Genomic DNA, 26,944 nt, shown 5'->3' with positions numbered 1-26,944 from the left:
AGGAACTAGTGTATTTCTGGAAAGATTGCTTCTGCCTCCCAAAATGTATTAGCCTGATAGGGGAGCGATGAAGGGCAACTGTTACTTGTGATCCTCGTCTTATTTTACTACAATCATTCACTGAATACTAAAAACTAAATCAATAAAAAAGACACTCTGACGTAGCATCAGCTATGGTTCAAAGTGTCTTTTCGCGTGTCACTAAATGATTATTTGATGGGTAACTGGATCTTGAAATCCACACCTACAGGCAAGTGATCTGACACAGTCAATTGTCCCTTGTGTTGCTCGATCAATTGTTTTGCGATTGCTAAGCCAAGTCCATAGCCACCCGTTTCCTTTGATCTAGCTTGGTCTTCACGGTAAAAGCGATCAAAAATCCGGTTTTTGTCTTCATCACTGATCGCAGAACCTGTATTTTTGACATGGATCACCCAGTCTTTATTGGTGCTAGCTGATGTGACAATGATCTTGTCGTGTTCACTCGTGTACTTGAGTGCGTTATCTAGCAAAATGACTAATACTTGATGGATTTTTTTCGGATCAACTAAAACACTCATGTCTGCTTGGTTATCGACTATAAATTCTTTTTGATCAATCGTTGCCATCTCTTGGAAGGGTTTGATCAATTCAGCGATAAATCCTTTTGTTTGTAGTTCTTGCTTTGCGAGCGTATCTTGACTCGAATCGCTTCGTGCTAAGGTCAATAAATCAGAGGTCAAGCCAGTCAGGCGTCTTGTTTCAGCCAATGCTTGCGCAATACTTTCAGATTCTTCGATGATCGTATGATTTGGTTTAGTAAAGAGGTGTTCCAAACTGTTTTGGATGATTGTTAAAGGTGTTCGCAATTCATGGGAAGCATTTTCCACAAATTCTCTTTGTCGGCGCCATGATGCTAAGATCGGACGCATGTTGAGCTTAGACAAATAATAGCTGACGCCAATGGAACCTAGCCAAAAGAAAATCATACAAAGGATCAAAATCGTTTGGAATGTTCGCAGAGAAGAGTTGATTTGATTGGTATTTTCTAATACTTGGACGTAGGCAACTTCTCCTTGATTTGTTGCTTTTTTAGTAATCGATCGAAAATAAAGGGGCGTTCCTTGGTCAGCTTGTGCAAGCTCAATGTCTTGGATCGTATCTAACTGACTCGTATCCAGCTTGATCCCTTCGATTTGATTAAAACGACCACCAATGGTTTCTTTATTCAAGACTTCACCTGATGCAGACCACAAGATCACTTGAGTATTGAAACGATCGCCTTCAGGTAGTGACTCTGTTTGACGTGGGGGGATCTGGGCGTTGAAAAAAGGGTTTCCCTGTTGATAACGTTCGATTTCTAATTGCACCATACGCGAGTTCATTGAGACATTCTTCAACATCAGGTTGGTCTCACGATAGGCTGACTGATTCAATAAATGTAGAATGATTCCTCCAAGCAAAAGAAAAATCAAGGCAAAGGCGGTCACATTGGCTGCAAAAAGTTTTGTACGTTGTTTATTGAAAATACTGTCTGTCATCGCCTCACTCTCCCTGTAAGATGTAGCCGACATTACGCAACGTTTTGATTTCTTTATCCAAGCCGGTCTCTCGAAGATGTTTTCTAAGATTGCTCATATAAACTTCAACGACAGTGATCGTCGTGTCAGAATCAAAGCCCCAGATACGGTCGAAAATCTGCTCTTTCGTCAAGATGATCCCTTTATTTTGCAAGAAATAAACAAGCAACTCAAATTCTTTTCCTTGAATCGGAAGTAGTTGTTTCTTGTATTCGACGGTATTTTGTTGCAAATCACAGATGATTCCTTGATACTCCAACGTATGTTCACTGAAGAGTCCGAGTGAACGTTTCAATAATGCTTTGATCCGCATCAGTAATTCTTCACGATAAAATGGTTTGGTCAAATAGTCATCCGCACCACGTTCAAATCCTTCAATTTTGTCTTCTAAACCATCTTTTGCGGTCAAGATCAGTACCGGCGTCAAGATGTTCTTTTTCCGAAGATGCGCTAATACTTCATATCCATTCATTTCAGGGATCATCAAATCAAGAACTGCTAGATCATAAACACCAGATTCCAATTCATATAAGCCTTCGCTGCCATCATAGACTTGGGTCACTTCACCGATTTCAGAAATGATCTCTTTGATATTATCCGACAATACGTGATCATCTTCGACCACTAATAATTTAATCATACATTCCACCTCTATTGCTTTCACCATATAAGTTAATTTTACCATGATTAGCATAAACAAAACTTAAATTTCGGATTAAGTTCCGTTTAAGCTAACCTTTGTATGATAGATGACATCACTTGATACGACAGGAGGAAAAAAATGAAATTAAAAAATGTATTCCAACGCAAAGAAACAAAATATCTGATCCCAACGGCACAGTTCCATTCTTTTTTAAAAGACTTGAAAAAACAGATGCAGATCGACGAATATGGGCTGCATACTATTTTATCCTTGTACTTTGATACACCAGACGATCGTTTCATTACCAATTCTATGACGAAACCAAAATACAAAGAAAAATTCAGAGTAAGAAGCTATGGCATATCACAGGAAACATCAATGGTCTTTCTAGAAATAAAAAAGAAGGTCAACGGAATTGTCTATAAAAGAAGAATGCCACTCACTTATGCTGAGTATCTGCAATGGCTTGATCAAAAATATTTTCTCAAGAATGAAGCCGAACAAATCCCACAGGAAGTGAATTGGTTGTTCAAAAGAAATCCAGATTTGTCGCCTAAAACAATGATCATTTATGAACGAATTTCACTATTTGGCACGTCAGATCCAGATTTTCGTGTGACGTTTGATCAGAACATCCGTTTTCGCAGTACCAATTTGGATCTATCAATCACAGGGAAAGAAACTTTGGTTGCTCCTGAGATTGGCATACTGATGGAAGTGAAAGCGCTAGGGGCGTATCCCTTGTGGTTTGTGGAGCTGTTGAACGATTATCAGCTAAGAAAAGGGAGCTTTTCAAAATACGCAGAAACGTATCAGCGACATTTATTCATTCAGACAAAGGAGAGAAAGAACCATGCTATCTAGTTTAATCGAATCAGGGACAACCATTCAACCTAAAGAATTATTGATTTGTATCGCCACTTCATTAGTTTTAGGGTTATTAGTTGCAATTATCCATATGCAACGTAACGTCTATACGAAAAGTTTTGTTGTTACCGTCGCTGTTTTGCCGATACTGGTTCAATCAGTCATCATGTTGGTCAATGGCAATCTTGGAACAGGCTTGGCGGTCGTCGGTGCCTTCAGTCTGATTCGCTTTCGTTCGGTTGCCGGTGGTTCAAGAGAAATCACTAGTATTTTTTGGTCGATGGGCATCGGGATTGCTACAGGGATGGGCTACGTTGCATACGTGGTGATATTCTCAGTTATCGTCGCGCTCTTTTTACTACTGCTTTATCTTTCATCTTTTGGCAATCAGAATAATGTAGCTGAGCGAGAATTGAAGGTAACGATTCCAGAAGATTTGGACTACCCTGAACTGTTTACCGATATTTTTGAGAAGTATACGTATACGCATCATCTCAGTTCTGTGCGAACAACGACAATGGGGAGCTTGTACGAGTTACGCTATATTCTTCTCTTGAAAAATCAACAGCAGGAAAAAGAAATCATTGATCAAATACGTGTTCGCAATGGTAATTTACCAGTCGTACTCGGTAAAGTAGCCACGAATCGTGATGAATTATAAAGGAGAAACTCGCATGAAAAAATTCTATTCATTAATCGCTACCAGCCTCTTATTAACAGCCTGTTCCTCAGCAAACTCAGCTTCTTCGGGTAAAACTAGCACAGAGGAAACAGATACAAGTACAGTGACAGATCTCTCGACAGATACGACATCTACGGAATCAGAAACGACGTTCGGTAATTATGAGACAGAAGATCTAACAACTAGCTATGAGGAAAGTTCCGCTGTCGACATCCAATTAGGGGAGGAGACAGAAGTGACAGGAGAAGGTGTCGAAGTTTCTGATAAACAAGTAACGATCACGCAAGGAGGGACTTATGTTCTCAGCGGAACATTGACTAATAGGCCATTGATCGTGAACGTGCCGAAAGAAGAAAACGTCCACCTGATTTTCAACGGTGTAACGATCATCAACTCTAACGGACCGGCTGTTGATATCCAACAAACAGAAAAAGCGATAGTGACTTTAGCAGACAACACTGAAAATCACTTAGCTGATGGAAAGACATATACACTTACTGAAAATGAGACTGAGCCAGATGCCACATTGTACAGCAAAGAAGATTTGACGATCAATGGTACTGGCACATTGACTGTCGATGGCAATTATAGTAACGGGATTCGTAGCAAAGATGACTTAGTCTTGATCTCTGGAACCTATAAGATCAATGTAAAAAATAACGGATTGAAAGGAAAAGATGCGGTATCGGTCAAAGGTGGAAGCTATCAGATCACCACCGAAGAAGGGGATGGCATCCAAGCAAATGGAACAGAGGACGAGACAAAAGGTGCTGTTGCGATCGACGGCGGGACTTTCAATATAAACAGTGGAAGAGACGGCATCCAAGCAGAAACATCCATCCGTAGCCAAGGAGCAGAAATCACGATCCAGACGGCCGACGGAGCCGATAGCACGAACTTAGATACAAATGAAAGTTACAAAGGCCTAAAAGCCGGGAATAATGTGTTGATCAGTAGCGGAAACTATACCATCAAGTGCGCCGATGACAGTATCCATACCAATAACAGTGCGGAAATAACAGGCGGGACACTCACATTAAGCTCTGGAGATGATGGGATTCATACAGACAACGAATTGACCTTCAATGGCGGCACAATTGACATCCAGCAATCCTATGAAGGAATTGAATCAGCAGTCATCACCTTCAATGACGGAGAGATATATGTTACTGCTAGTGATGACGGGATCAATGCTGGTGGTGGCAGTGACACAGAAACGACCACTGGACAGTTTGGCGCTGACAGCTTTGGTGGTCCACCGGATGAGGCGGATGAGAGCAAAGAAGTCAAGATCAATGGTGGGACAATCTACGTTGATTCAGAAGGCGACGGTTTAGACAGCAACGGGAACATTGAGATGTCTGGCGGTACGATGCTGATTGACGGCCCCGTAAATGGTGGTAATGGTGCATTGGATTATGGTGGGACATTTACTCTAACAGGCGGGACATTTGTCGCTGCTGGTTCAAGTGGGATGGCGCAAACCGTCAGTGATAGTTCTACTCAAGCGACAGTAGCGATCAGCTATGACACTGTTCAACAAGCAGATACACTCATGAGTTTGCAAACAACCGCAGGGGAAGCAGTGATTGCGTATCAACCTGCTAAAAATTATCAAACAATCGTAGTCTCGTCACCACAGCTTGCAGTTGGGGAAACGTATACGATTGCTACCGGTGGCACGACTCAAGCTGAACTTACGAATGGCTTTAGTGAACAACTATCAATCAGTGATGCAGAAGATTTAGGCACGTTCAGCTTCGCAGATACGTCAATGACGATTTCTCAATCTGGGGAAGAAGTTTCCTTTGGTCAAATGGGGCCAGGAGGTTTTTAGTTCCATCACCGAAGAGAACGAAGGATAGTGATCCCAAGAATAGCGTGCGAACAAGCGCCATTTTTGGGATCATTTTTTTGTTCATCACTACTTTCGTAACAGATTGCAAACGCTTGTGTCACATAGAATATGGCTATCTAGTGTGTTTTTTTCTTAAAAATACTAATATTATGAACGAATTTATCAGACGAAGCAATTGACTTATTGGATGCACAAGCGCTATACTTTTATCCAGTGACACTTTGTCACTCATGAAGAAATCGAAATGGAGGAATCAAAAAAATGTTTTTAGCGATAAAAGAAATGCGCTATGCCAAACTACGCTATGGGCTGATTATTGGAATCATGTTCTTGATCGCTTATGTTGTGTTTATGTTAACTGGTTTAGCAAGTGGACTCTCCGAAGAGTTCAAAAAAGCAATTGTTGACTGGCAAGCACAAGAAATCGTGCTATCAGAAGATGCCAATAAAGTCTTTGCTGCCTCTCAATTGACGAGAGAAGATCTGGATCAAGTAGACGCAAAAGACAAATCGCCTATTGGCTTATTCAGCGGAGCAGTCAAAGCAGAAGAAAAGGAAAATATCACTGTATTTGGGACGACACGCGATGCGTTCTTATTGCCTGATTTATTAGAAGGCGAGATGTTCAAACAAAAAAATGAAATCATTATTTCCAAAAATATGGCAGATCTAGGTTTTTCGATTGGCAAAAAAATCAAAATCGGTAGCTATGATGAAGAACTAACAATCGTTGGGATCTTCCCTGAAACTTATTACACGGTGGGGCCGGTCGTTTATACAGACCTTGATACATGGACACAGTTGAAATTTGGCGATCAGCCTTTTGCTTCGGATGAGAAGAAGCCGATCAATGCCATTGTCACGAAACAAGCTGCCACTATCCAATCGGATGGGGCATCAAAAACATTACAAAAATTGTCGATTGACGACTTTATTCAAAGTCTCCCAGGTTATTCTGCACAAAACATGACATTGAATGCGATGATTTATTTCTTGTTTGTCGTTGTTGCAGCAGTTGTAGGCATCTTTATGTATGTGATCACCTTACAAAAAACAGCGATTTTCGGTGTGATGAAAGCACAAGGGATCAGAAATTCATTTATCGCCCGTTCCTTACTAGCACAAGCATTCATCGTAGGAGTGGTTGGTGTAGCATTCGCAGTAGGGCTTGCTTTCTTGACTAGTTTGATCTTACCGACTGCCATGCCTTTCGCGATCATGTGGCCTCAGTGGCTTTTATATAGTGGGATATTGATACTCGTAGCAATGATCGGTGGGCTATTCTCCATTCGGACAGTCGCTAAAGTTGATCCAGTTATTGCGATAGGAGGGTAATAGAAAAATGAAAGAAATCTTGACAATGAAAAATATCGTCAAAAAATTCGGCAACGGCCGAACAGAAGTGACTGCACTAAAAGAAATCAATTTTTCAGTGAAACAAGGAGAATTTGTCAGCATCATCGGCCCTTCTGGTTCAGGGAAAAGTACATTTTTAACCATCTCTGGTGGTCTTCAAACACCTACTTCAGGTGAAATTCACATTAACGGTCATTCGTTTTCTGAATTAAATGAAAAAAAACGAGCAGACTTACGCTTTAAAGAAATTGGCTTCATTTTACAAAGTTCAAATTTGATCCCTTTCCTAAAAGTCAAAGAACAGTTTTACTTAGTCGATCGTGTCGCTAAGAAAAAAGCAGGGGATGAGCGAATCGACGAATTGCTGAAATCATTGGATATCTATGAGTTAAAAGACAGTTATCCAAAAGATTTATCCGGTGGAGAAAGACAACGAGTAGCGATCGCAAGGGCTTTATTCAATGACCCAAGCTTGATTTTAGCGGATGAACCCACAGCAAGCTTAGATACGGATCATGCCTATGAAGTTGTCAAATTGTTAGTCAAGGAAGCCCATGAGAAGCAAAAAGCGACCGTCATGGTCACGCATGATTCTCGGATGATCCAGTGGAGCGACTGTGTCTATCGCATGGAAGACGGCTATTTAAAAGAACAAGCTAAAGCTTAAGCAGTAAGGAGAGTGTTTATGCCAAAAGAAACATTTTTCAATATTTCCAAAGAAAAACAGCAATGGATCTTAGAGATTTTATTAGATACATTTTATGATCAGCACATCAGCCAAGTCAAAGTTTCAGAAATCGTTGAAGCAATGGGGATGTCTCGTGGTGCATTTTACAAATATTTTCAGGATTTAGAAGATGCGTATACGTTTACTGTCCGAAACTATTCCAATCAAGTCCATGGAGATATCATCGCTTCGATCAATCGAAATCGAGATCATTTTTTCTTAGGAATCGAAGAATATCTCGCCTGGTGTGGACAGCTAAGTAAAGATAGTTCTTATTGGCGATCCATCAAATTACTCACACGTGCAAACGATCTAGGTTCAGCGAAGCGTTCAAATGATCAAGGTGACACATCGATGGTTGAACAATGGCTTGATTTGTTAAAAATCAACCAGATCGTCATGGCTACGACAGAAGAAGCCATCAGCTTTTTATATTTCGTGATGGCTCTTGTCATGAATTCTTTGACAGATTATATGATCAACCAATGGACAGCTGAAGAACTAGTAGAGGATTTCCGCTATAAAGTCAAATGGCTAGAGATAGGGGTAAAGAGTAAGGCTAATAGTTAGACAAGTCTATAAATAAAAAGAAGCATCTACTTCCACATCATTCTTTGTAATTGGGAGTAGGCGCTTCTTTTTTATACAATAGCTGAATAACCATGATTAAAGCTTGATGGTAAACATCTGGAGCATTGATCATCTCAAGTCAAGACAACTTTTATCCCCACCTCATCGAAAAAAATAGGTTTTCTATTGACTTGGAGTTTACTCCAGAGACTATACTAAATAATGAAGATACATATACAAACCAACAGGAGGTCTTTAAATGAAAAAACTTTATCTCATGCGTCATGGTCAAACCTTGTTCAATCAATTAGGGAAAATCCAAGGGGCTTGTGACTCTCCATTGACAGAAGCTGGGATCAGACAAGCAGAGGTGGCAAGAGACTATTTTGAAACCAATCAAATCACCTTTGATGCGTATTATTCATCCACACAAGAACGAGCTTCTGATACGCTAGAAATCATTATCGGGGAAAAAGAATATCAGCGATGTAAAGGGTTAAAAGAATGGAACTTTGGCCGATTTGAGGGAGAAAGTGAAGCATTGAATCCTAAACGACCAGTTGGCGAAACTTCCTATGGTGATTCATTTGTTCCTTATGGCGGTGAGTCGGCAAAAGAACTCCAACAAAGAATGAACACGACCTTGATCGACATCATGGAAAAAGAGCACCAAAGCGTGTTAGCAGTTAGCCATGGTGGTGCCATGTATTTATTCATTCAAAAATGGTTGCCTTATGAGCAAGTGGCCAAGATAAAATTTTCAAATTGTTGTATTTTAGAATTCGAGTATAGCGATCGTCAATTTTCATTCATCCAGGCGATCAATCATCAATTTTAAGTTTTTTTGATGAATGAAGTTTTATACGCCCATACTAATAGCCCAAAGACGAAACGAAGGATTCAGTCTTTGGGCTATTATTTTGTTACTACAACGCTTACTTCTTGTATTCCTTTAACAATCCTTTTTGGATCAACTCTTGTTTTTCTTTCAAATTCAATAAATTTTCTTGGTAGTTTTGCGTATACATCAAGGAGTATAAGGTATTCAAGACATAGTCGAAGGCAATTTGAGAAGAGAATGTAGCAACTTTCGCAAAATCATACTCTTCTTGAGACACGACCAACCGCATGGCTGCTTTCTTTGCCATTTCAGACTGTTCATTTCCTGTGATCAATAAACTAGGTGCGCCAATATGTGCTAGATAGGTAAGAATACGTTCGTAATGATGGATGCGTCCACTATAGCTAATAAAAATCCCGCAGTCATTTTCCGTCAAATTAGCCGCATTCCAGGACGAATCGCTATATTCTTCGGCTAAGATCAAGAACTTATTTAGTTTAACTAATTTATTTTGGAATTTCCGAGCAGTTGTTTGCGAATCACCTTTTGCAAATAAGAAAATGCGCTCTGCTTTGTTTAAAACAGTCGCGATGGTTTCTAACGATTGATCTTCCATTTGAAATTGCGCTTTTTTGATAGCTTGAATGGATAGATCTGCCATTTTTTTGGCAATCATCTTCGCATCATCATCAACGGTAAAAGGAAAATTAGGATCGATGACTTGATTGAACTGAGCAACCAGTTGGTGGACTTCTCGTCCTAATTCAAAGCGAAATTCTTTAAATCCGCTATAGCCGATTTTTTTACAGAATCGGATAATGGCGGAATGGGAGGTATAGGTCTCCTTTGCCAGCTCTTCAATCGTCATATAAACTGCTGCTTCCAAATTCATCCGCAGATAATCGGCGATCCGTTTTTCATTTGTAGTAAATGTTTCTTGTTGGGTTAATTTTTCTTCGATAAGCATCCATCACACACCTCCAAATCTATCTTACTGAATAACTAGAAAAATAACCACTTCTTTTTACAGTAGTCTAAGATTGAACATCTTTTTCAAAAATATCGACATTCTTTCAATTTCTTTGAACATTTCTACCAAAAAAACTAGAGTCGGCTTTCTTTTACCTATTGTGCGCTATACTCAAGAAAAGAAATCATTCGAAAGTAGGAGGAAACGACATGTTAACAATCGCATATTTAGGTAATGGTAAAAGTACCAATCGCTATCATTTACCCTTCTCAAGAAGGCTACCAGACAAAATCAACGTCAAAAAAATCTACTCTCCATCAGCACCAATTTGGGAAACTTTTGATGAGATCGAATATACCGATCAATTGTCTGATCTGTGGAATGATCCTGAAATCCAATTAGTAGTCATCACGACACCAAGCCAATTTCATGCAGAATACGCCAAACTTGCTTTGGAAAATGGCAAGAACGTGTTAGTCGAAAAACCTTTTGCAGAAACTTCAAAAGAAGCAAAAGAATTATTCGATTTAGCAGCGGAAAAAGGACTATTTATCCAATGTTATCAAAATCGCCGCTTTGATTCGGACTTTTTGACTGTCCAAAAAGTGATCGAAAGTGGAAAGCTTGGTGATATTTTAGAAGTGGAAATGCACTATGACTACTTCCGTCCAGAAATCCCAGAGGGTACAAAGGAATTTTCAGTTGCCAACAGCTACTTATATGGCCATGCTTGTCATACAGTGGATCAGGTCCTTTCTTATTTTGGTGAACCAGATGATATCCATTACGATGTCCGTCAATTACTAGGAACCGGCCGAATGAATGATTACTTTGACTTAGACTTTTACTACGGTCGAATGAAAGTTTCGATCAAATCAAGTTATTTCCGTATCAAAGAACGTCCTAGTTTTGTTGCCTATGGCAAAAAAGGGATGTTTGTCAAACAAACAAAAGACCGACAAGAAGAACACTTGAAAATGTTCTATATGCCTGAAAACGCGGACTTCGGGATTGATCAAACGGAACACTATGGTGTATTGACCTATATTGATAAAGAAGGAACTTATCATGAAGAGAAAGTTGTTTCTGAAGTCGGAGATTATCGCCGAGTGTACGAAGGAATCTACGAAACGTTGATCAATGGTGCAGAAAAAATCGTAAAAGATGAAGAAACGTTATTACAAATGAAAATATTAGAAACAGGTATCCAACAGATTGAAGAAGCAAAAACTGCATTTGAAAATTAAGGATATTGTTACATCCAAAAGGGGATACTCTTTTTCCAAGTAATGAAAGAATCGAGCCGTAAATCCAAAGGATGATTTACGGTTTTTTCGTTTATCCTGCCCACTGATTCACACAATGCAACAACAAATTCTCAAAGAGCAAATGCTAAATTTTCATTCGCCTTTTGTTTGATTTTCTGTTACTATTTAGTAAACAGTAAACAAGAGGTGAGTAAATGGCATCTATACGTGATATCGCAAAAATCGCTGGGGTTTCAGCAGCGAGTGTTTCCCGTATCCTGAATGAAGATCCCACATTTAGCATCAACGAACAAACGAGGATACGTGTGATTGAAATTGCCAATCAATTAAATTATTCTGTCGATAAAAATAAACGCGGCAGTCGAAGTTTAGGAGATGAAATGACGATTGCCTTGATCGTTCGACATCAAGAAGAAGCAGAATTAGATGATCCCTATTTTCGCAAAATCCGTGGTGGCATTGAAAAAGAAGCAGCAAAGTGGCGTTTTCGCACGATCCGTGCTTTCCATATGAGAGATGCCCATAAAGAATGGAAAGAGTTAGCGAAATATGGTGCAGTGATCATGATCAGTGAAATGACGATTGAAGCAACGAAAAAAATCGCTACAATCAATCCCAACTTGATCTTGGTGGATAATTACTCGAACTCTGAGGAATTTGATTGTATCCAAACCGACTTCCAACAAAAAACCGTTGAAGTATTAGAAGTTCTCTATAAGAAAGGCCATCGAAACATCGCATTTATCGGTGGATACAGCAGTCAAGTAGCTGAAAACGGTGAAGTTCATAAAAACAAAGAAGAGATCCGAGCGGAATCTTACCTTAAATGGATGAAATTAAATGGCCTGCCACATTATGCCAACACCTATCAAGGAAACTGGAAACCTGAAGATGGCCTTCGTTTAGGCAAAGAGTTATTGGCGCAATCCTCACCGCCCACAGCAGTTATCGTCGCCAGTGATCCGATGGCAGTAGGTGTCTATAAAGCAATCAGTGAAGCAAATAAAAAAATCCCTGATGATATTGCTGTCGTGAGCTTTGATGATATCGAAATGGCTCAATTCATGACACCAAGCTTATCAAGTATCAAGGCAAATCCGGAAGAAATGGGGCGTTTAGCTGTACGCTTAGCGAAGGAACGCATGTTAAAAGAACGAACGATGCCGATTCGTGTGATCTGTCACAGTGAACTCGTCTTACGAGATTCCATCGGACAGGACAGTCCGCTTTTAGATTAACTCATTTTGCACATTTAACCCTTGAAAAAGTTCGAGAATCTCTCTTTCTCGAACTTTTTTTGTGTTCTCTCTTGTGTAAACATTAAGTAAACAATTATACTCACCAAGTAAACGTTTGCACATATTAAATAAAAGGAGTTATCCCACATGAAATTTGTCGATAAATTAGCTGAAAAAATGGTGCCCGCTGCAACGCTGATCGCAAATAATAAATATCTACTCAGTCTCCGAGATGGTTTTATGATGGCTTTTCCCGCAACAATGTTTGCTTCCATCATGATCATTATCCAAAATTTGCCAACAACATTTGGCTTCGCTACTTTTCTGCCAGAAGCATTCAATACCTTTTTAAATGAGTTCTTTGGTCCTGTTGGCAATGCGACAATTAGTATTTCTGCACTTTTTATTGTATTTGGGATTGGTTATCAATTGGCTGGGCACTACAAACAACCACAAATCTTTGCTGGTGCCATTTCACTTTCTTGTTTCATCATGCTGTTACCGTTTGGGAGCGATGAAACCATGGGTACGTTTATTCCTTTATCGAAGCTAGGCGCTGAAGGGATGTTCGTGGGTATCTTGACAGCGATCGTCGCTACAGAAATCTATAGCCGGATCAGTCGCTCAGGGTTTACGATCAAAATGCCAGAATCTGTACCGCCGATGATTGCTGAATCTTTTGTGGCCATCATCCCTGGAGCTGCTCCTTTGTTTTTATTCAACATCATCCGCTATCTATTTACTTTTACCACCTGGGGAAATGCAGTCGATTTCGTTTATCAGATGTTGCAACAACCTTTGATGGGACTTGGCGGAACTTTACCAGCTGTATTGATCGCTGTTTTCTTTACGCAACTTTTCTGGTGGTTCGGTATCCATGGCACGTTAGTCATCAATGCAGTGATTGATCCAATCATGGGTGCTTTAGCCATCGAAAACTTTGAAGCATATAAAAATGGCGTTGAGCAGTTGCCACATATCATCAATACGACCTTTATGGGGGTGTTCGTCAATCAAGGAATGCAACTTGGTATTTCGATCACGATGGCGTTCTTTATTGCTCGCTCCATCCGAATGAAGAAAACGATGAAAACGATCATGGCGCCAGCGATCTTTAATGTATCAGAACCAATGACTTTTGGACTGCCCGTCGTGCTGAACCCTATAGCATTCATCCCTTGGATTCTAGCGCCACTAGCTTCTACCACGATTTCATACTTTGCGATTTACTTCGGCTTCGTTCCTCGTCCAATCGGGGCAACGGTTGTCTGGACGACGCCGATTTTACTGTCAGGGTGGTTAGGAACTGGTTCGATCACCGGCGCACTTTTACAAATCGTAACAGTAGTTGTGATGACACTGATCTGGGTGCCTTTCTTAGTTGCAATGGACCGTGAATATTTGAAGGAAGAACGCCAACAAGTGAAACAAGAAAAAGAAAACCAACTGATGGATGGAAAAATCACCATAGAAGAACAGTAGGGAGTGATTCGTATGCGGATCGATACCTTGAACTACCGAAAGAAAATACCGACACACCCCGCACATTTTTACCAAGTACTTCTTGAAGAACAATTAAACTATTTTCACAGCAAGGACTCTTCAATTACCGAGCTGACAGAAGGAGCAGCCGTCACGACTGCGCTTCAAACAAAACTAGGGCAAGCGACTGTCGAAAGTACGCTAACGATCCAACGTTTAGTCAAAGATGAACTACTTGAAATGACTACTGATTACTCCGGTGGAAAAATCATTCAAACCTACCAACTGAAACGTCATGATGAGCAGCAGTTCACATTGTATTATTCTGAAAGAAATGAACTGGTTGATGCCAAAACGCAGCTGAGTTTGCTTTTTGTCCTGCCATTTTATAAATTCTTTTACAATCGTCAGTTAGCCAAAAGAGTCAATTATTTGATACAAAAGCTCTGATTTCTCCATAAACAATGAATGGAGGAACAAAACGTCGTTCTCTTCATTCCTTGTCTGTTTTACTAACTAAAAATTAAGAGGTGTTGCCTTCCATGATTGAACAATTAAATAACCGCATATTTCACATGAATAATTCGCAAGTTAGCTTTATTCTCCATGTCATGCAAAATGGACAGATCGAGCAGATTTATTACGGGAAACCTTTACATGGCTTATCTGTCGAAGAAATCGACTACTTGGTCACAGATCAAAATAAATCTGCTGGAACAGTCAAGTTTTTTGAAGATGACCCTAACTTTACGTTGACTGATCATCCACAAGCATATCCTGTGTATGGTTCTTCTGATTTCAAAGAAGGCGCGATCGAACTTTCAAGCAACCAAACGCCTTACTACACAGATTTCCGCTTTGTCGAAGCCACGACTAAAAAAGGCAAGAAAAGAACCTTAAACTGTCCCGCTACCTATGGGAATGAGGAAGAAACTGAAACACTCTCATTGCGATTAATGGATCAGGAACGTCAGTTAGAACTAATACTTCATTACACATTATTTTACGATTCCACCGCCATTGTACAAAGTCAGACGCTGATCAATCAATCTGAGGCAGAGTTACAGATCCATCGCATGCTTTCAGGGGTCTTGAATCTTTCTACCAAAGCATATGATTTCACTCATTTTTCAGGTGCTTGGTTAAAAGAACGGCATGAAAAGAAACGACCGCTTGAACAAGGAGTCGTAGCGATTGGCTCACTAAAAGGTGCAAGTAGCCATCAGCATAATCCCTTTATCCGGCTAGAACATCAAAATTCAACGCTTGATCAAGGAGAGGTCTATGGAATGAATCTCGTTTATTCCGGTAATTTTCTCGCTCAAGCAGAAGTGGATGAATGGGATAAAACGCGAGTGATGATCGGTATCCATCCGACACAATTTACTTGGGCATTAGCGCCTAAGGAAAGCTTTACGACACCCGAAGCAGTCTTGATGTATAGCGCTGCAGGTATGAATGGTCTTGCCAAACAATTGACACATTTTATCGAAAACTATCTGATTGATCGTCAATGGCAAGACACGCCACGGCCAATCGTCTTCAACAACTGGGAAGCAACGTATTTCGATTTTACTGAGGAAAAACTCTTGTCCCTTGCGACCATTGGAAAAGAATTAGGGATGGAATGTTTTGTCTTAGATGATGGCTGGTTCGGCAAACGAAACAATGATCGTTCCTCATTAGGTGACTGGACGCCTGATAAGCAAAAATTCCCACACGGTTTGGCTTCCTTTGCAACAAAGCTCAAAAACATTGGTCTTCAATTCGGCATGTGGTTCGAGCCTGAAATGATCTCTCCTGATAGTCAGTTATTGGAAAAACATCCAGATTGGGTGGTGAAACATCCCTATTCACGTATCTCGGTGGGACGTGGACAATATGTGCTTGATTTTGCGAATCCGGCGGTTGTTGAAGGAATCTATGAGCAAATGGCAAAGATCATCGAAGAAACGAATTTAACTTATATCAAATGGGATATGAACCGCAATATTACTGAAGCCTATTCCGCTTATTTAGAAAAACAAGGGATGCATCAACAGGAGTTTTTCCATCGCTATGTCCAAGGCGTCTACACGCTTTACGGTAAATTATTGACCAGCTATCCTGATCTTTTGATTGAAGGTTGTGCTGGCGGGGGAGGGAGATATGATTTAGGTATCTTATTTTATAGTCCGCAAATCTGGCCTAGTGATACCAGTGATGGGTTGGAACGCTTAAGTATTCTTAGCGGAACAATGGCAGGATACCCCCTTTCTAGCTTTAGTAATCACGTCTCTGCTTCTCCGAATCATCAAGTATTACGTGAGACCTCTTTATCATTCCGCCAAGATGTAGCCATGTTTGGGCCTTTAGGCTATGAATTAGACCTATTGACTTTGACAGAAGCAGAAAAACAACAGATCAGCGACCGGATCACTTTTTACAAAGCCCATCGTCAGTTGCTGACTCATGGTGAATTTCTCCAGATCTTGCCAAATCATCCGTATGATAATGAAATTTGTTGGGGGGTATTTAATCACGATCGGTCAGAAGCAATCATTGGTTTTTATCAAAAATTAGGACGTGCAAATCCAGCTGCACAGGCATATTTACCACTTCCAGAATGCCTGAATAAGGATAGTTATTATCAAATCAATGAAAAAGAAACGATTAGCGGTCATTTCCTGATGAATGTTGGTCTGAAAAAACCACATTTGTTCAATGGAGCCAACCATACGACGTACCAACTTGCAGGAGACTGTCAATCATTCGTCTATCATTTGGTAGAAAGGAGGGAAATGAAGTGAAGACTTATAATGACACACGTTTACTCCATGGTGGGGATTATAATCCGGAACAATGGTTGAATCACCCTGAAGTTTTGAAAAAAGATTTTGAGTTGATGGACAAAGCACATGTCAATACCGTAACTGTCGGGATCTTTTCATGGAGTACATTAGAACCAGAAGAAGGGGTTTATCACTTTGACTGGTTGGATAAAGTGTTTGAAGAGATGCACAAACGTCAAGGACGTGTGATCTTGGCCACACCAAGTGGCGGACGACCGCAATGGCTGAGTGAAAAATATCCAGAGGTGAATCGAACGAATGCAAAAGGACAAAAGCATCATCATGGCTTTCGCCATAACCATTGCTACACATCCCCTATTTATCGAAAAAAAGTCCAGCAAATCAATCGGCGTTTAGCTGAACGATATGGTGTCCATCCGGCATTATTGCTGTGGCATATCAGTAATGAATACTCAGGAGAATGCTACTGTCCACTTTGTGCAGCCAAATGGCGTGAGTGGGTCAAAGCGAAATATCAAACCTTAGAAGCGGTGAATGACGCTTGGTGGATGACATTTTGGAGTAATGATTATTCCAGTTGGTCACAAGTTGTACCACCTTCGCCTCTTGGAGAACATAAAGTACATGGCATGGACTTAGACTGGAAACGATTTGTGACAGATCGGACGATCGATTTCTTTTTACATGAAATCGAACCGATCAGAGAACTCACACCAGCAATCCCAGTAACGACTAATTTTATGGCAGAAGGCCATGATCAACATGACTTTATTCCCTTGGAAGGACTTGATTATTCCCGATTTGCTGAAGTTGTAGATATCGTCAGTTGGGATAGCTACCCCGACTGGCATAACCCGTACGAATCCTTACATGTGACCGCCATGAAATCAGCTTACGTCCACGATCAATATCGTTCATTGAAGAAACAACCGTTTCTCGTGATGGAATCGACGCCTAGTTACGTGAATTGGCACGCATTCAACAAGGCGAAGAAGCCAGGGATGCACCTGCTCAGTGGGATGCAACAACTGGCACATGGGTCAGATAGCACACTCTATTTTCAATGGCGGCAATCACTAGGAAATTCCGAAAAATTCCACGGGGCGGTGATCGAACATGACAATTCAGAAAACAATCGAGTCTTCCAAGAAGTAGCGGCTTACGGAAAACGATTAGACACTTTGTCTTCGATCAAAGGTACACAAACAGAGGCAAAAGTCGCTATTTTATTTGACTGGGAAAGCAATTGGGCATTAAAAAGAGGCGGTGGTTTTGGTCGTCCAACTCGTCGTTATATCCAAACACTACAAGAACATTACCGATTCTTTTGGGAAAGAGATATCGCTGTTGATATTTTGACGCCAAATCAAGACTTCTCTAATTATGCTTTAGTCGTTGCACCAATGCTCTATTTGATGCGGGAAGAAACAATGGTTGCACTCTCAGAGTATGTCAAAAATGGTGGTACGTTGATTGGTAGCTATTTTACCGGAATGGTCAATGAACACGATCGGTTACATCTTGGAGAATGGTCACAAGTATTGCAAACACTTTTTGGTGTCTTGCCAAAAGAGCTTGATACGCTTTATCCAGGTGAACACAATCAAATCCTTTACAAGGAACAAACGTATCAAACAAAAGACTACTGTGGTATCGTCAAAGAAACGACAGGGAAGGTGAGGGCTACTTACCAAAAGGACTTTTATACTGGTACGCCAGCTTTAGTTGAAAATCGCTTAGGGAAGGGGACTGCTTATTATTTAGCGGCTCGTACCAATCTCGATTTTTTAGAAGTATTTTACCAACCGATCATCGAAAAATTAGCGTTGCAACAAGGAATCGTTAAGGCATCACATCCAAAAGTATCGATTCAATCGCGAACAGATGGGACACAGAGTTATTACTTTCTAATGAACTTTTCTGATGAGATGCAACAACTTGAGTTACTTGATCCTCACTTGGCTATCGAAACAAATCAAACGCTTACTGGTATACTAACGTTTGCACCTTACGAAGTGAAAATTCTAAGGAAAGAAAATTAATACGAATGAATACGCCTTTATGTTTTGACAGTTATTTTATTCTTGTTGTAGGATAGAGACAGAGCAACAAGGAGGACGAGAACATGACAAATTATGATGGAGAAAAAGAAAAACGCTTAAGAGGGTCAATGGCGCCTAAAACAGATGATGAAGTTGCATTAGCCGGAACTAATTCAGGTGAAACAACAAATAAAGAAGAGGCGTTAGCTGGGACCAACTCCGGGGAAGAAAAAGAAGTCGCGATGTCTGGTTCAAATGCTGTGGAAGAAGAGTCTGAGCATCCTACAAAGAAACATCATTTGAAGGACGAACTAGAAGAAGTGGTAGAAGAAGCGAAAGAAAAATTTGACGCTTTTAAAACGAAACACAAAGAATAAGTAATCAAAAAAAGAACTTGTATCCACATGAGCCATGTTGAAGGCTTACGGATGCAAGTTCTTTTCTATTTTTTCAAAATAAGTCAAAAAGAGTTTTTTTCGGACCAGCCTTTCATTATAAACTATGATTGCTTATTGTATGTCTAAAGGAGGTGAAACATAGTGGTTGGTCAAACAGACATCATTCAATTATTGACAAAATATTTTATCAATAACACATCTATGATCATCGGCATCACAAGTTTTGTTATTGTTTTGTGTGTTTTTATTTCTGTAAAAATGGTTGCACAACCTAAAATGGAGAAACCATCTAAACAAGCACTCGCCAAAAGTCGGTATAAAAAGAGTAAGTAATCACTGGAACAAAGAGGAGTAGGGGGAAAAAGAAAATGGGCATGTTCTGGGTTTCAACATTTATTGCGCAACAGCAGGAAAATTTTTCACCATCTAGTCAAGCAGGTAAGCTTGCTGCTTTTGTTATGGCGTTTATTATTCAGTTTGGTTTTTCTGGCTTTTTTACGGTTTACTTACTTGTCGTAATTATTTGGCAAATTTTCAAATATATAAAAAGAGTGACTCGTAAAGATCGCAGGCATTTTAAAAAAGAAGTTGCGGCTTCATATAAAGTCCAAGAAGAAAGAGTTAAAAGCAATATAGAAAAAGAAAAGGCCCGAGCAAGTAGACAAAGTGATGTCTTTGAGCCATGGAACCAGAATGAGGAGCAAAAAGATTGAGGAACTTTATACTGTATCAGTTTCATCGATTATTCAATACAAATACATATCGGGAAATGTTATTCCAACGAATCAACGAAGCCATCTATTCGACTTATCATGCTGCAAACTATCCTAAATCTACTGGTGAAAATGAAATGGAGCGGTTAGCTAAGAAGCTCAAGCGCAGCGAAAGAAGAAAAAACTTGCTCCCTAAACTTGGTGATCCACTCTATAAAAAACCTTCTTCAAGAATTTATGTCGAAGATTTACAACTAAAAATTTCTCCTACTCGTTTGGAAGAAGATCCTAATTTTAGTTATATTTCACGACAATCCAGTACCAATTCTTTACCTGATGAACATCAAACTTATCAACCAACAAAACCTGAACTTATGTCTTTACGATCTAAAGTTAAAAACCTTTCACCGCAAATGACTGCTTTAGCAAAAGCAAATGATCCTTCAACTAAAGAATTGCCCACTTCTCGTAAAGAAATACCAAGAGTGAGAAGAACACAATCTGACTATAAACGTTATTGACTTTCTATAAAAAAAAATTATAGTATATATAATTTCTATATTATTGAAAAATGATGGTAATCGATTTATAATTTTCATGAAAATAACAAAGAACGGATGAAAGGTGTGTTAGACATGAAAAAAACAAGTCGTAAAGTTGTAATCGTAGGTACAGGATTTGTCGGTACAAGTATTGCTTATGCGATGATCAATCAAGGTGTTGCCAATGAACTTGTCTTAATCGATGTCAACCAAGAAAAAGCAGAAGGAGAAGCTTTAGACTTACTAGATGGAATGGCATGGGGCGAAAAGAACGTTTCCGTATGGTCTGGCACGTATGAAGAATGTCAAGATGCAAATTTAGTGATCTTAACTGCTGGCGTGAACCAAAAACCTGGTCAAACTCGCTTAGATCTAGTGAAAACAAATGCAACAATCACTCGTCAAATCGTTAAAGAAGTAATGGCTTCAGGATTTGATGGTATCTTCGTTGTTGCTTCAAACCCAGTCGATATTTTAACTTACTTAACATGGCAAGAATCTGGTTTACCAGCTTCAAGAGTGGTAGGAACTGGAACAACTTTAGATACAACTCGATTCAGAAAAGAAATTGCTTTGAAACTTGCAGTTGATCCACGTAGCGTACACGGTTATATCTTAGGTGAGCATGGGGATTCAGAAGTAGCTGCTTGGTCACATACTACAGTCGGTGGTAAACCAATCATGGAATATGTTGAGAAAGATCATCGTTTAGAAGAAAATGATTTAACCGTACTTGCTGACAAAGTAAAAAATGCAGCTTATGAAATCATTGACCGTAAAAAAGCAACTTATTACGGTATTGGTATGAGTACGACTCGAATCGTCAAAGCCATCCTAAATAATGAACAAGCTGTACTACCAGTTTCAGCTTACTTAAATGGCGAGTATGGTGAAGAAGATATCTTTACTGGTGTGCCATCGATCGTTGATGAAAATGGGGTAAGAGAAATCATTGATCTATCGATCACACCTCAAGAAAAAGCAATGTTCCATCAATCAGTCAGTGAATTAAAAGCCGTACTTGATACTGTACGCTAACATCAGCAATGAAATGAACAAAAAACGGGAACAATCGGAATAGCAAAAAAATTATTTCCGATTGTTCCCGTTTTTTTTGATGATAGAAGAGTATATAGAAAAGAAAGGAGTATTTATGGGTATAGCTATTATTAATGAAAAAATAATGCCTTTAGTTGGTATTGCGTTTCTATTATGGATCGTGATTCTCAGTTTATTACTTATCTCTTTACTATGCAAGAATAAGAAAGCAAAGTACAGCTGGGATAAAAAAGGAGCCAAGGTTGTTCCGTTAGTTTTGGCTGTTGTTTTACATATTCTATTTGGAGTATTTATTGGGATTATTTTTTATCATATTTCTGTGATCCGTTTTTAGTGAATTATAAGAACATTTGAACGGAGAAGAGGGCATTCGTAGATAGAGAAAAAAGAGGCTATAGGGCTTAGACTCTTACAATTTGTTGAATTTATCAACGATTTTCTTCTTCTCCATTGCGATTTTTTCTAAGTCTAAAATCGCTTTCTTTGCACGCATCAGCTCGATCATTTCAATCATATCTTGTTCATTGGCTTCATTTAATATGTACTGTTTGATTTTTTCTTTCTCCAGTTTGACAATTTTCATTTTTTATCACCACAGTGATTATTCTATAGATAACATATCACATTAAACTTGGCCTAAGAGAACCAAAAAAGTGATTTTCGAGGAAAATAAGGAACTTAAATAGCTAAGTTATTTAAAGTAATGATAATAGAAAAAGATCGTTAAGATACGATTCATGAATAAACATATGAAATTAGCAAAACATATTATTAAAATGGCTGATATAGATTAGTTGATGATAAATACATAAATTGACGAAGTCATAAAAAATTCTTGAGACCAACTGAAATCTGATGCAAGAATGTCAATCTGATATTTTGTAGATTGTAGGAATATAGATTTAAAATCTAAGTTTTCTGTAAACAGATGGTTGGTAAGTAATAGAAAATAAACAAATCAAGTGCAAAATAATTTTAAAATTTTGCAGAAGGGCCAAAAATCGGTTTTGTGGTAAAATTCGGATTAATTCAGGTTGATAATGGTTTATACTTCATTTGAATCTACTTTGTATAATATATAGAATGTCGTGGACCACTTAAAATCTCAAACAGTAACCGTAAAAAACAGCCTAGGAGGTCCCTAAGCTCTTTTTTATAGTTTCTTTACTTGATATTTTTTTATTTATACATGTGTTATAATACTTGCCAGGAGGTGTTACTATGGCTAGACCGCCTATGAAAGATCCTACCAAAAAAAAGAAACAAGTATCTCTTACCGTTTCTCCAGATCTGATTACTTTGGCACGTGCTAGGGGAATCAATTTAAGTCAACTGTTGGAAAAGGCAATTTTAGAAGAAGTTTCCAAAGGAAATAAAGAATTGCAGAGATAGTAGGATAGTAAAATAAAAAAATAAAAAAATATATTAAAATACTTGCTAAAAAGTTTATTTTTTTGTATTATTTAAATAAGGGTTAAAACAAGTGTAGATCTAATTCGAATTATCGGACTAAATCTTATTTTTTTTACCTTTTAAAACAAGTATTAAAATACATTTTCAAAATAAGTTAACTTGGGAAATGGAGGAATGACATGAACGTAGAACAAGAAGTAATCGTATTAGGAATGTCGCCGTATAGCTTTAAAAACGACGACAAAGAACAAGTTGAAGGGTTGACTGTCCACTACGTCGCACCTAAAGAGCCTCTAGAGAACGGCACTGGCTTAAAACCTATCAAGGCAACTATGGATTATCAGGAATATTCCAAGTACCAGCACCAACAATTTCCAGCTCTATGTACCCTAAAAGGCGAGTTCCGTTTTTCGTCCAATCGAATTGCGATTGTCTCATTTAGTAATTTCAAGCCAATTTTTGAATCAGCTAAGTGAACGCCATGGAATCATTAGACCCACAGCTTTTACAGGATATCTTAAGCGAATTAAAGACGTTTAATCAGAATTATTCTGACGAGCTAGAAAGAGCGGAGAATGAACGCACTATACAAGCTACTGAGGATTCTCGTCATGCTGAAATACTTGCTGAGGAGAAACAAGCGGCGTTAGAGGATCAACGTAAGAAAGAAGAACAGATCAAAGAAAAAGAAGCCACCGCTCTTGAATTAGATCAAGAGCGGTTCGAGAAAATCGAAAGTTTTTTTGAATCTTTTTCAGACGAAGCGAATCAAGTAATTGAAGGTCAAAAGACTCATTTTCAGCTGATTGAAGAACGTCTAGATCGAATAACTTATGCGATTGAAGCAGTACAAGTAGACGAGCAGTCGATTGTTTTGAACGATCGTTCAAACGCCTATTCAATCATATTTATTACTGTTATATTAGCCGCTATTCCGATTTATTTTGTTGGTAAAGTTGTCAATAAAATGTTGAGCGGTATTATATAAACTATTATCAAAGGAGGAATGTATACATGCAATTTGACACATCTAGCGCACTTGCACCTATCTCCAATGCGATCAATTCTTTAGTAAGTGACGTAATCAGTTTAGTTACTACTAATACCCCTGTGATCATGGGTGCGGTCGTTGCCGTTGCCGCAATGGGTATTGGTTTTAAACTTGCGAAGAAGTTTATTGGAAAAGTTGGATAATTAAAAGGAAGAAGGAGGGTGGCCGGAGCGTCACCTTTTTTTGTAAGGAGAAACTATGAAAAAAATACTGCTATTTTTCTGCTTACTATTTTCTCTTTTGTTCACGAGCACACAAGCAGACGCATTAAGTTTTGCGGAAGCTCCGACCTTAGCCGATTACATTGAACAACGTGGAGAAGAGCGATTGCCTTATATTTTATTTGCATTAGCTAGATTACATTTTAGTGTCAATCGACCAGTCGATTGGAATGAACTAGAAATGATTGGTACAGAGTTGCTTCAAGACATGAACCCAATTCACTTAGCTGAGTTTATTCTCACAAATACTTATCAGGTGAGATTGACTCGTGCCGCCTATGATCTTATTGCCGATAGCTTAACGCATGAAGTCGCTGTTGTTGAAAAAAATTATTTTGATTTTGACGGATCGTATAAGCCATTAAATGCACATTCTATATTAATCCGAAGAAATACCTATATTGATATTGCTAACCTTTTCGAAGCGAATACGATCACTATGCACGTGACACCCTATGAAAAAGGCTACCACTACAACGGAACGAATTTGTTTATCAATAATATCAAATTGACTCTAGAGATTCCGCATATTATGCCAACAGATAAAGTAGTAGGAGTCGACATAACGACCCATCAAGATAGACCAAGCTCCCGTAGTATTCCGTTTGTTGGCTCAATAGGAAATACGTACCATTATGAACAGAATGCCGCTGGTGGTGCAGTATCATATAATTTTTTTCGTATGCCACAAGACTATTCTCAAAGTCTTTCAAATCTGCGATTGTTAACAGGTATGAAAGCAACGATTGAAATTGGTGATATGAAACGTGTGATTCATGGTATTGGAACCATTAATTCCGATCTCGAAATAAACCAAAAAATTACCATTGACCCAAATACACCAGTTACGGAAATCGGTAACGGTGACGGGGACAATGGAAGTGGCGATAATGGGAATGGTGGAGAAGACAGCTGGTGGAGCCCGCTATTTGGATTTTTAGGTGATTATGTCGTTTCGCCGATCGTTGGAAAATTTAACGAACTTATGGATTTTCTTCAAGATAAGATTTTAGATCCCTTGCTCAACTGGTTAGCCGATTTTTTATTAAAGCCATTACTCGATTTCTTTGACTGGGTTAAACGTTTCTTTATTCCTGATTTTACTGGCGTGCTTGAAAAAATTAACGAATTAATTGATTTGATCACTTCTAAATTTAGTACAGTTTTTCAGTTCATTGAATCATTTCAATCATTATTCCAGTCTCAAAAATCACTTCATGATTTAGAAATAACCACTTATGGTGAAACACTTTATTTGTTCCCACGAAGTGCTTTCGAACTTGCTTTTCAAACGATACGCGCGATTTCAGGCGGAGCCATGGTTGTTTATACACTTGTTCGCTGTTATAAACGTGTGACTGGGGAAGGAGACGTAATCGAATGATTTTCACCCTTTTGATTGAAGCGCTGATTTCATTAGTTATTTTTATTGTCTCCTTACTACCAAGTCTGAATTTTGAGTTGTCAGTTGATTTTAGCGCACTGGCGAACGTAATAGGATACATTGATACCCTTATCTCGTTTTCTATTCTTCTCGCTTGTATCGCTGCTACGATTATTTTTGATAACTTTTCATTTCTTATGAAAATACTCAAATTCATTTTAAGCAAATTCGGTTTAGGCTAAACCGCCAGTACGCTTTAGCGCACGGCGGTTGCCTAAACGATTGATTTAAATAATTAAGGAGTTTTCAACTATGAAAAAAGCAAAAAAACGGAAGCTTACAGCTGAAGTATTACGAGATAAATTTTTACTAACTAAAATAGTCAATTTTCTTTTTTATAAAAGCCGTGATCTAAAAATATATGTTAAAAGAGATAGCCGGAAATTTGATCTCTTTGGCTTAAGTATCTATGCAGGTATGCAAGGAGAAGGAAAAACGGTGTCTTTAGTTGAACAGTTAGAGTATATTCGGCGCAAATATCCACAGGTAACTATATGTACAAATTTCGGCTATAAGAATCAGAATTTTCCCCTTAAAGCATGGGACTACATTATTGATACTGATTTTAAAAAAGAGTTTCCAGACGGAATCGTTTTTGCGATCGACGAAATACAGAACGAATTTAATGTTTATGAAACAAGAAATTTCAATATGGATTTGCTGTGGAAGATTACCCAACAACGTAAAAGTGGCGTAAAAATTTATGGCACGTCACAACACTTTACACGTGTCACAAAGCCTTTGCGCCAACAGACGTTCGAAGTAGTTGAATGTCGTACTATTCTAGGTCGTTGGACTTTCCAGCGTGCTTTTGACGCACAAGAATATGACGCTTTAGTCGATAGTCCGCTTCAACTGAAAAAATTGTCACGAAAATGGCGCAAGAATTTTGTTCAAACGGATAAATTACGATCGCTTTTTGAAAGTTACGCAATTATTGAACGTTTAAAGAAAATTAATTCTGAAAATAGTTAGCGTTAGGTTGTGATTGATAAGCTTGCTTATCAATTGCGTTCTAATGCTTTCATGAAGTCGGCGGAATGACGGGCCGATTAGCTCGCAGAGCTAACATTTACTAGGCAACTAATGCACCGTTTTATCAATTTTAGTGAAACGCCTGAGACTACAGTAATTAAAGATAAGGAGTTTTTTATGATATCAGAAGGTAAGAAAAGAAAAAAAGTATATGAAGTGTTTAGAACGAGTAA

The 26,944-nt window shown here is 38.8% G+C and carries 29 protein-coding genes; 25 read left to right on the top strand and 4 right to left on the bottom strand.

Translation table 11 applies throughout. The annotated features are described in order from the left end of the window. Positions 1–209 precede the first annotated feature (209 nt). Both ACH0AK_RS05220 and ACH0AK_RS05215 read right to left on the bottom strand, forming a co-directional pair. Complete coding sequence (locus ACH0AK_RS05220) at positions 210–1,520, bottom strand: sensor histidine kinase (protein ID WP_023519669.1); 1,311 nt, start codon at positions 1,518–1,520, stop codon at positions 210–212. Positions 1,521–1,524: 4 nt separating this feature from the next. After that, the gene (locus ACH0AK_RS05215) at positions 1,525–2,199 is read right to left on the bottom strand and encodes a response regulator transcription factor (protein ID WP_010735458.1); all 675 of its coding nucleotides are present in this window, start codon (positions 2,197–2,199) and stop codon (positions 1,525–1,527) included. Positions 2,200–2,340: 141 nt separating this feature from the next. On the opposite strand from ACH0AK_RS05215, the gene ACH0AK_RS05210 reads away from it, so the two are divergent. From ACH0AK_RS05210 to ACH0AK_RS05180, 7 genes are all read left to right on the top strand, one after another. Next, on the top strand, positions 2,341–3,066 hold the full coding sequence (locus ACH0AK_RS05210) for a polyphosphate polymerase domain-containing protein (RefSeq protein ID WP_023519668.1): 726 nt from the start codon (positions 2,341–2,343) through the stop codon (positions 3,064–3,066). Continuing rightward, positions 3,056–3,730 (top strand): DUF4956 domain-containing protein, encoded by a 675-nt coding sequence (locus ACH0AK_RS05205; RefSeq protein WP_023519667.1) that lies wholly within the window; start codon positions 3,056–3,058, stop codon positions 3,728–3,730. The genes ACH0AK_RS05210 and ACH0AK_RS05205 overlap by 11 nt, the downstream gene beginning before the upstream one ends. A 13-nt stretch (positions 3,731–3,743) precedes the next feature. After that, positions 3,744–5,588, top strand: a complete 1,845-nt coding sequence (locus ACH0AK_RS05200) for a carbohydrate-binding domain-containing protein (RefSeq protein WP_499796768.1) — start codon at positions 3,744–3,746, stop codon at positions 5,586–5,588. A gap of 282 nt (positions 5,589–5,870) precedes the next feature. Then, positions 5,871–6,944, top strand: a complete 1,074-nt coding sequence (locus tag ACH0AK_RS05195; protein WP_499796767.1) for an ABC transporter permease — start codon at positions 5,871–5,873, stop codon at positions 6,942–6,944. A 7-nt stretch (positions 6,945–6,951) separates the two neighbouring features. Continuing rightward, complete coding sequence (locus ACH0AK_RS05190; RefSeq protein ID WP_023519665.1) at positions 6,952–7,632, top strand: ABC transporter ATP-binding protein; 681 nt, start codon at positions 6,952–6,954, stop codon at positions 7,630–7,632. An 18-nt stretch (positions 7,633–7,650) separates the two neighbouring features. Next, positions 7,651–8,262: a TetR/AcrR family transcriptional regulator gene (locus ACH0AK_RS05185; protein ID WP_010735465.1), complete on the top strand. Its 612-nt coding sequence runs from the start codon at positions 7,651–7,653 to the stop codon at positions 8,260–8,262. 259 nt (positions 8,263–8,521) lie between these two features. Continuing rightward, complete coding sequence (locus ACH0AK_RS05180) at positions 8,522–9,100, top strand: histidine phosphatase family protein (RefSeq protein ID WP_010735466.1); 579 nt, start codon at positions 8,522–8,524, stop codon at positions 9,098–9,100. 97 nt (positions 9,101–9,197) lie between these two features. Here the strand turns inward: ACH0AK_RS05180 and ACH0AK_RS05175 are convergent, their stop codons facing one another. After that, on the bottom strand, positions 9,198–10,070 hold the full coding sequence (locus ACH0AK_RS05175) for a MurR/RpiR family transcriptional regulator (protein WP_010735467.1): 873 nt from the start codon (positions 10,068–10,070) through the stop codon (positions 9,198–9,200). Between the two features lie 212 nt (positions 10,071–10,282). Between ACH0AK_RS05175 and ACH0AK_RS05170 the strand changes: the two genes are divergently transcribed. From ACH0AK_RS05170 to ACH0AK_RS05115, 12 genes are all read left to right on the top strand, one after another. Beyond that, positions 10,283–11,320 (top strand): Gfo/Idh/MocA family oxidoreductase, encoded by a 1,038-nt coding sequence (locus ACH0AK_RS05170; protein ID WP_499796766.1) that lies wholly within the window; start codon positions 10,283–10,285, stop codon positions 11,318–11,320. A 215-nt stretch (positions 11,321–11,535) separates the two neighbouring features. After that, entirely contained in the window at positions 11,536–12,579 is a 1,044-nt protein-coding gene (locus ACH0AK_RS05165) for a LacI family DNA-binding transcriptional regulator (RefSeq protein ID WP_023519663.1), read from the top strand. Positions 12,580–12,726: 147 nt separating this feature from the next. Beyond that, complete coding sequence (locus ACH0AK_RS05160) at positions 12,727–14,061, top strand: PTS sugar transporter subunit IIC (protein ID WP_499796765.1); 1,335 nt, start codon at positions 12,727–12,729, stop codon at positions 14,059–14,061. 12 nt (positions 14,062–14,073) lie between these two features. Next, entirely contained in the window at positions 14,074–14,511 is a 438-nt protein-coding gene (locus ACH0AK_RS05155; RefSeq protein WP_010735471.1) for a DUF3284 domain-containing protein, read from the top strand. 92 nt (positions 14,512–14,603) lie between these two features. Next, the gene (locus ACH0AK_RS05150) at positions 14,604–16,850 is read left to right on the top strand and encodes an alpha-galactosidase (protein ID WP_226076529.1); all 2,247 of its coding nucleotides are present in this window, start codon (positions 14,604–14,606) and stop codon (positions 16,848–16,850) included. After that, entirely contained in the window at positions 16,847–18,895 is a 2,049-nt protein-coding gene (locus tag ACH0AK_RS05145; protein ID WP_244063030.1) for a beta-galactosidase, read from the top strand. The genes ACH0AK_RS05150 and ACH0AK_RS05145 overlap by 4 nt, the downstream gene beginning before the upstream one ends. A gap of 83 nt (positions 18,896–18,978) precedes the next feature. Beyond that, complete coding sequence (locus ACH0AK_RS05140; protein WP_010735475.1) at positions 18,979–19,272, top strand: hypothetical protein; 294 nt, start codon at positions 18,979–18,981, stop codon at positions 19,270–19,272. Positions 19,273–19,434: 162 nt separating this feature from the next. Next, a complete protein-coding gene (locus ACH0AK_RS05135; protein WP_019724541.1) occupies positions 19,435–19,626 on the top strand; it encodes a hypothetical protein in 192 nt (63 codons plus the stop codon). Between the two features lie 35 nt (positions 19,627–19,661). Then, positions 19,662–20,006: a hypothetical protein gene (locus ACH0AK_RS05130; RefSeq protein WP_010735477.1), complete on the top strand. Its 345-nt coding sequence runs from the start codon at positions 19,662–19,664 to the stop codon at positions 20,004–20,006. Beyond that, complete coding sequence (locus ACH0AK_RS05125; protein ID WP_137072439.1) at positions 20,003–20,527, top strand: hypothetical protein; 525 nt, start codon at positions 20,003–20,005, stop codon at positions 20,525–20,527. The genes ACH0AK_RS05130 and ACH0AK_RS05125 overlap by 4 nt, the downstream gene beginning before the upstream one ends. A 114-nt stretch (positions 20,528–20,641) precedes the next feature. Next, entirely contained in the window at positions 20,642–21,586 is a 945-nt protein-coding gene (locus tag ACH0AK_RS05120; protein WP_034688252.1) for an L-lactate dehydrogenase, read from the top strand. Positions 21,587–21,701: 115 nt separating this feature from the next. Beyond that, positions 21,702–21,941, top strand: coding sequence for a hypothetical protein (locus ACH0AK_RS05115; RefSeq protein WP_226076535.1), 240 nt, complete (start codon positions 21,702–21,704; stop codon positions 21,939–21,941). Positions 21,942–22,016: 75 nt separating this feature from the next. On the opposite strand, the gene ACH0AK_RS05110 is transcribed toward ACH0AK_RS05115, so the two are convergent. Continuing rightward, the gene (locus ACH0AK_RS05110; protein WP_010735481.1) at positions 22,017–22,190 is read right to left on the bottom strand and encodes a hypothetical protein; all 174 of its coding nucleotides are present in this window, start codon (positions 22,188–22,190) and stop codon (positions 22,017–22,019) included. Positions 22,191–22,828: 638 nt separating this feature from the next. Between ACH0AK_RS05110 and ACH0AK_RS05105 the strand changes: the two genes are divergently transcribed. The 6 genes from ACH0AK_RS05105 to ACH0AK_RS05080 all read left to right on the top strand — a co-directional run bounded on the left by ACH0AK_RS05105 (position 22,829) and on the right by ACH0AK_RS05080 (position 26,711). Further along, entirely contained in the window at positions 22,829–22,999 is a 171-nt protein-coding gene (locus ACH0AK_RS05105; RefSeq protein WP_271524794.1) for a type II toxin-antitoxin system CcdA family antitoxin, read from the top strand. Between the two features lie 200 nt (positions 23,000–23,199). Then, a complete protein-coding gene (locus tag ACH0AK_RS05100; protein ID WP_271524796.1) occupies positions 23,200–23,496 on the top strand; it encodes a hypothetical protein in 297 nt (98 codons plus the stop codon). A gap of 5 nt (positions 23,497–23,501) precedes the next feature. Then, the gene (locus tag ACH0AK_RS05095; RefSeq protein WP_271524798.1) at positions 23,502–24,008 is read left to right on the top strand and encodes a hypothetical protein; all 507 of its coding nucleotides are present in this window, start codon (positions 23,502–23,504) and stop codon (positions 24,006–24,008) included. Positions 24,009–24,034: 26 nt separating this feature from the next. Further along, a complete protein-coding gene (locus tag ACH0AK_RS05090; protein WP_271524801.1) occupies positions 24,035–24,214 on the top strand; it encodes a hypothetical protein in 180 nt (59 codons plus the stop codon). A 55-nt stretch (positions 24,215–24,269) separates the two neighbouring features. Continuing rightward, the gene (locus tag ACH0AK_RS05085) at positions 24,270–25,676 is read left to right on the top strand and encodes a hypothetical protein (RefSeq protein ID WP_271524803.1); all 1,407 of its coding nucleotides are present in this window, start codon (positions 24,270–24,272) and stop codon (positions 25,674–25,676) included. 312 nt (positions 25,677–25,988) lie between these two features. Continuing rightward, positions 25,989–26,711: a hypothetical protein gene (locus ACH0AK_RS05080; RefSeq protein ID WP_271524805.1), complete on the top strand. Its 723-nt coding sequence runs from the start codon at positions 25,989–25,991 to the stop codon at positions 26,709–26,711. Positions 26,712–26,944 lie beyond the last annotated feature (233 nt).

The sequence above is a fragment of the Enterococcus pernyi genome (genome assembly GCF_045371165.1).
GTDB lineage: Bacteria > Bacillota > Bacilli > Lactobacillales > Enterococcaceae > Enterococcus_B > Enterococcus_B pernyi.
This window is presented reverse-complemented; position numbering and strand designations above follow the sequence as displayed.

Bases quoted from the DNA above. Each gene is read 5' to 3' on its own strand.
- ACH0AK_RS05220 (WP_023519669.1), bottom strand. From the start codon at position 1,520: ATGACAGACAGTATTTTCAATAAACAACGTACAAAACTTTTTGCAGCC.
- ACH0AK_RS05215 (WP_010735458.1), bottom strand. From the start codon at position 2,199: ATGATTAAATTATTAGTGGTCGAAGATGATCACGTATTGTCGGATAAT.
- ACH0AK_RS05210 (WP_023519668.1), top strand. From the start codon at position 2,341: ATGAAATTAAAAAATGTATTCCAACGCAAAGAAACAAAATATCTGATC.
- ACH0AK_RS05205 (WP_023519667.1), top strand. From the start codon at position 3,056: ATGCTATCTAGTTTAATCGAATCAGGGACAACCATTCAACCTAAAGAA.
- ACH0AK_RS05200 (WP_499796768.1), top strand. From the start codon at position 3,744: ATGAAAAAATTCTATTCATTAATCGCTACCAGCCTCTTATTAACAGCC.
- ACH0AK_RS05195 (WP_499796767.1), top strand. From the start codon at position 5,871: ATGTTTTTAGCGATAAAAGAAATGCGCTATGCCAAACTACGCTATGGG.
- ACH0AK_RS05190 (WP_023519665.1), top strand. From the start codon at position 6,952: ATGAAAGAAATCTTGACAATGAAAAATATCGTCAAAAAATTCGGCAAC.
- ACH0AK_RS05185 (WP_010735465.1), top strand. From the start codon at position 7,651: ATGCCAAAAGAAACATTTTTCAATATTTCCAAAGAAAAACAGCAATGG.
- ACH0AK_RS05180 (WP_010735466.1), top strand. From the start codon at position 8,522: ATGAAAAAACTTTATCTCATGCGTCATGGTCAAACCTTGTTCAATCAA.
- ACH0AK_RS05175 (WP_010735467.1), bottom strand. From the start codon at position 10,070: ATGCTTATCGAAGAAAAATTAACCCAACAAGAAACATTTACTACAAAT.
- ACH0AK_RS05170 (WP_499796766.1), top strand. From the start codon at position 10,283: ATGTTAACAATCGCATATTTAGGTAATGGTAAAAGTACCAATCGCTAT.
- ACH0AK_RS05165 (WP_023519663.1), top strand. From the start codon at position 11,536: ATGGCATCTATACGTGATATCGCAAAAATCGCTGGGGTTTCAGCAGCG.
- ACH0AK_RS05160 (WP_499796765.1), top strand. From the start codon at position 12,727: ATGAAATTTGTCGATAAATTAGCTGAAAAAATGGTGCCCGCTGCAACG.
- ACH0AK_RS05155 (WP_010735471.1), top strand. From the start codon at position 14,074: ATGCGGATCGATACCTTGAACTACCGAAAGAAAATACCGACACACCCC.
- ACH0AK_RS05150 (WP_226076529.1), top strand. From the start codon at position 14,604: ATGATTGAACAATTAAATAACCGCATATTTCACATGAATAATTCGCAA.
- ACH0AK_RS05140 (WP_010735475.1), top strand. From the start codon at position 18,979: ATGACAAATTATGATGGAGAAAAAGAAAAACGCTTAAGAGGGTCAATG.
- ACH0AK_RS05130 (WP_010735477.1), top strand. From the start codon at position 19,662: ATGGGCATGTTCTGGGTTTCAACATTTATTGCGCAACAGCAGGAAAAT.
- ACH0AK_RS05120 (WP_034688252.1), top strand. From the start codon at position 20,642: ATGAAAAAAACAAGTCGTAAAGTTGTAATCGTAGGTACAGGATTTGTC.
- ACH0AK_RS05115 (WP_226076535.1), top strand. From the start codon at position 21,702: ATGGGTATAGCTATTATTAATGAAAAAATAATGCCTTTAGTTGGTATT.
- ACH0AK_RS05110 (WP_010735481.1), bottom strand. From the start codon at position 22,190: ATGAAAATTGTCAAACTGGAGAAAGAAAAAATCAAACAGTACATATTA.
- ACH0AK_RS05105 (WP_271524794.1), top strand. From the start codon at position 22,829: ATGGCTAGACCGCCTATGAAAGATCCTACCAAAAAAAAGAAACAAGTA.
- ACH0AK_RS05100 (WP_271524796.1), top strand. From the start codon at position 23,200: ATGAACGTAGAACAAGAAGTAATCGTATTAGGAATGTCGCCGTATAGC.
- ACH0AK_RS05095 (WP_271524798.1), top strand. From the start codon at position 23,502: ATGGAATCATTAGACCCACAGCTTTTACAGGATATCTTAAGCGAATTA.
- ACH0AK_RS05090 (WP_271524801.1), top strand. From the start codon at position 24,035: ATGCAATTTGACACATCTAGCGCACTTGCACCTATCTCCAATGCGATC.
- ACH0AK_RS05085 (WP_271524803.1), top strand. From the start codon at position 24,270: ATGAAAAAAATACTGCTATTTTTCTGCTTACTATTTTCTCTTTTGTTC.
- ACH0AK_RS05080 (WP_271524805.1), top strand. From the start codon at position 25,989: ATGAAAAAAGCAAAAAAACGGAAGCTTACAGCTGAAGTATTACGAGAT.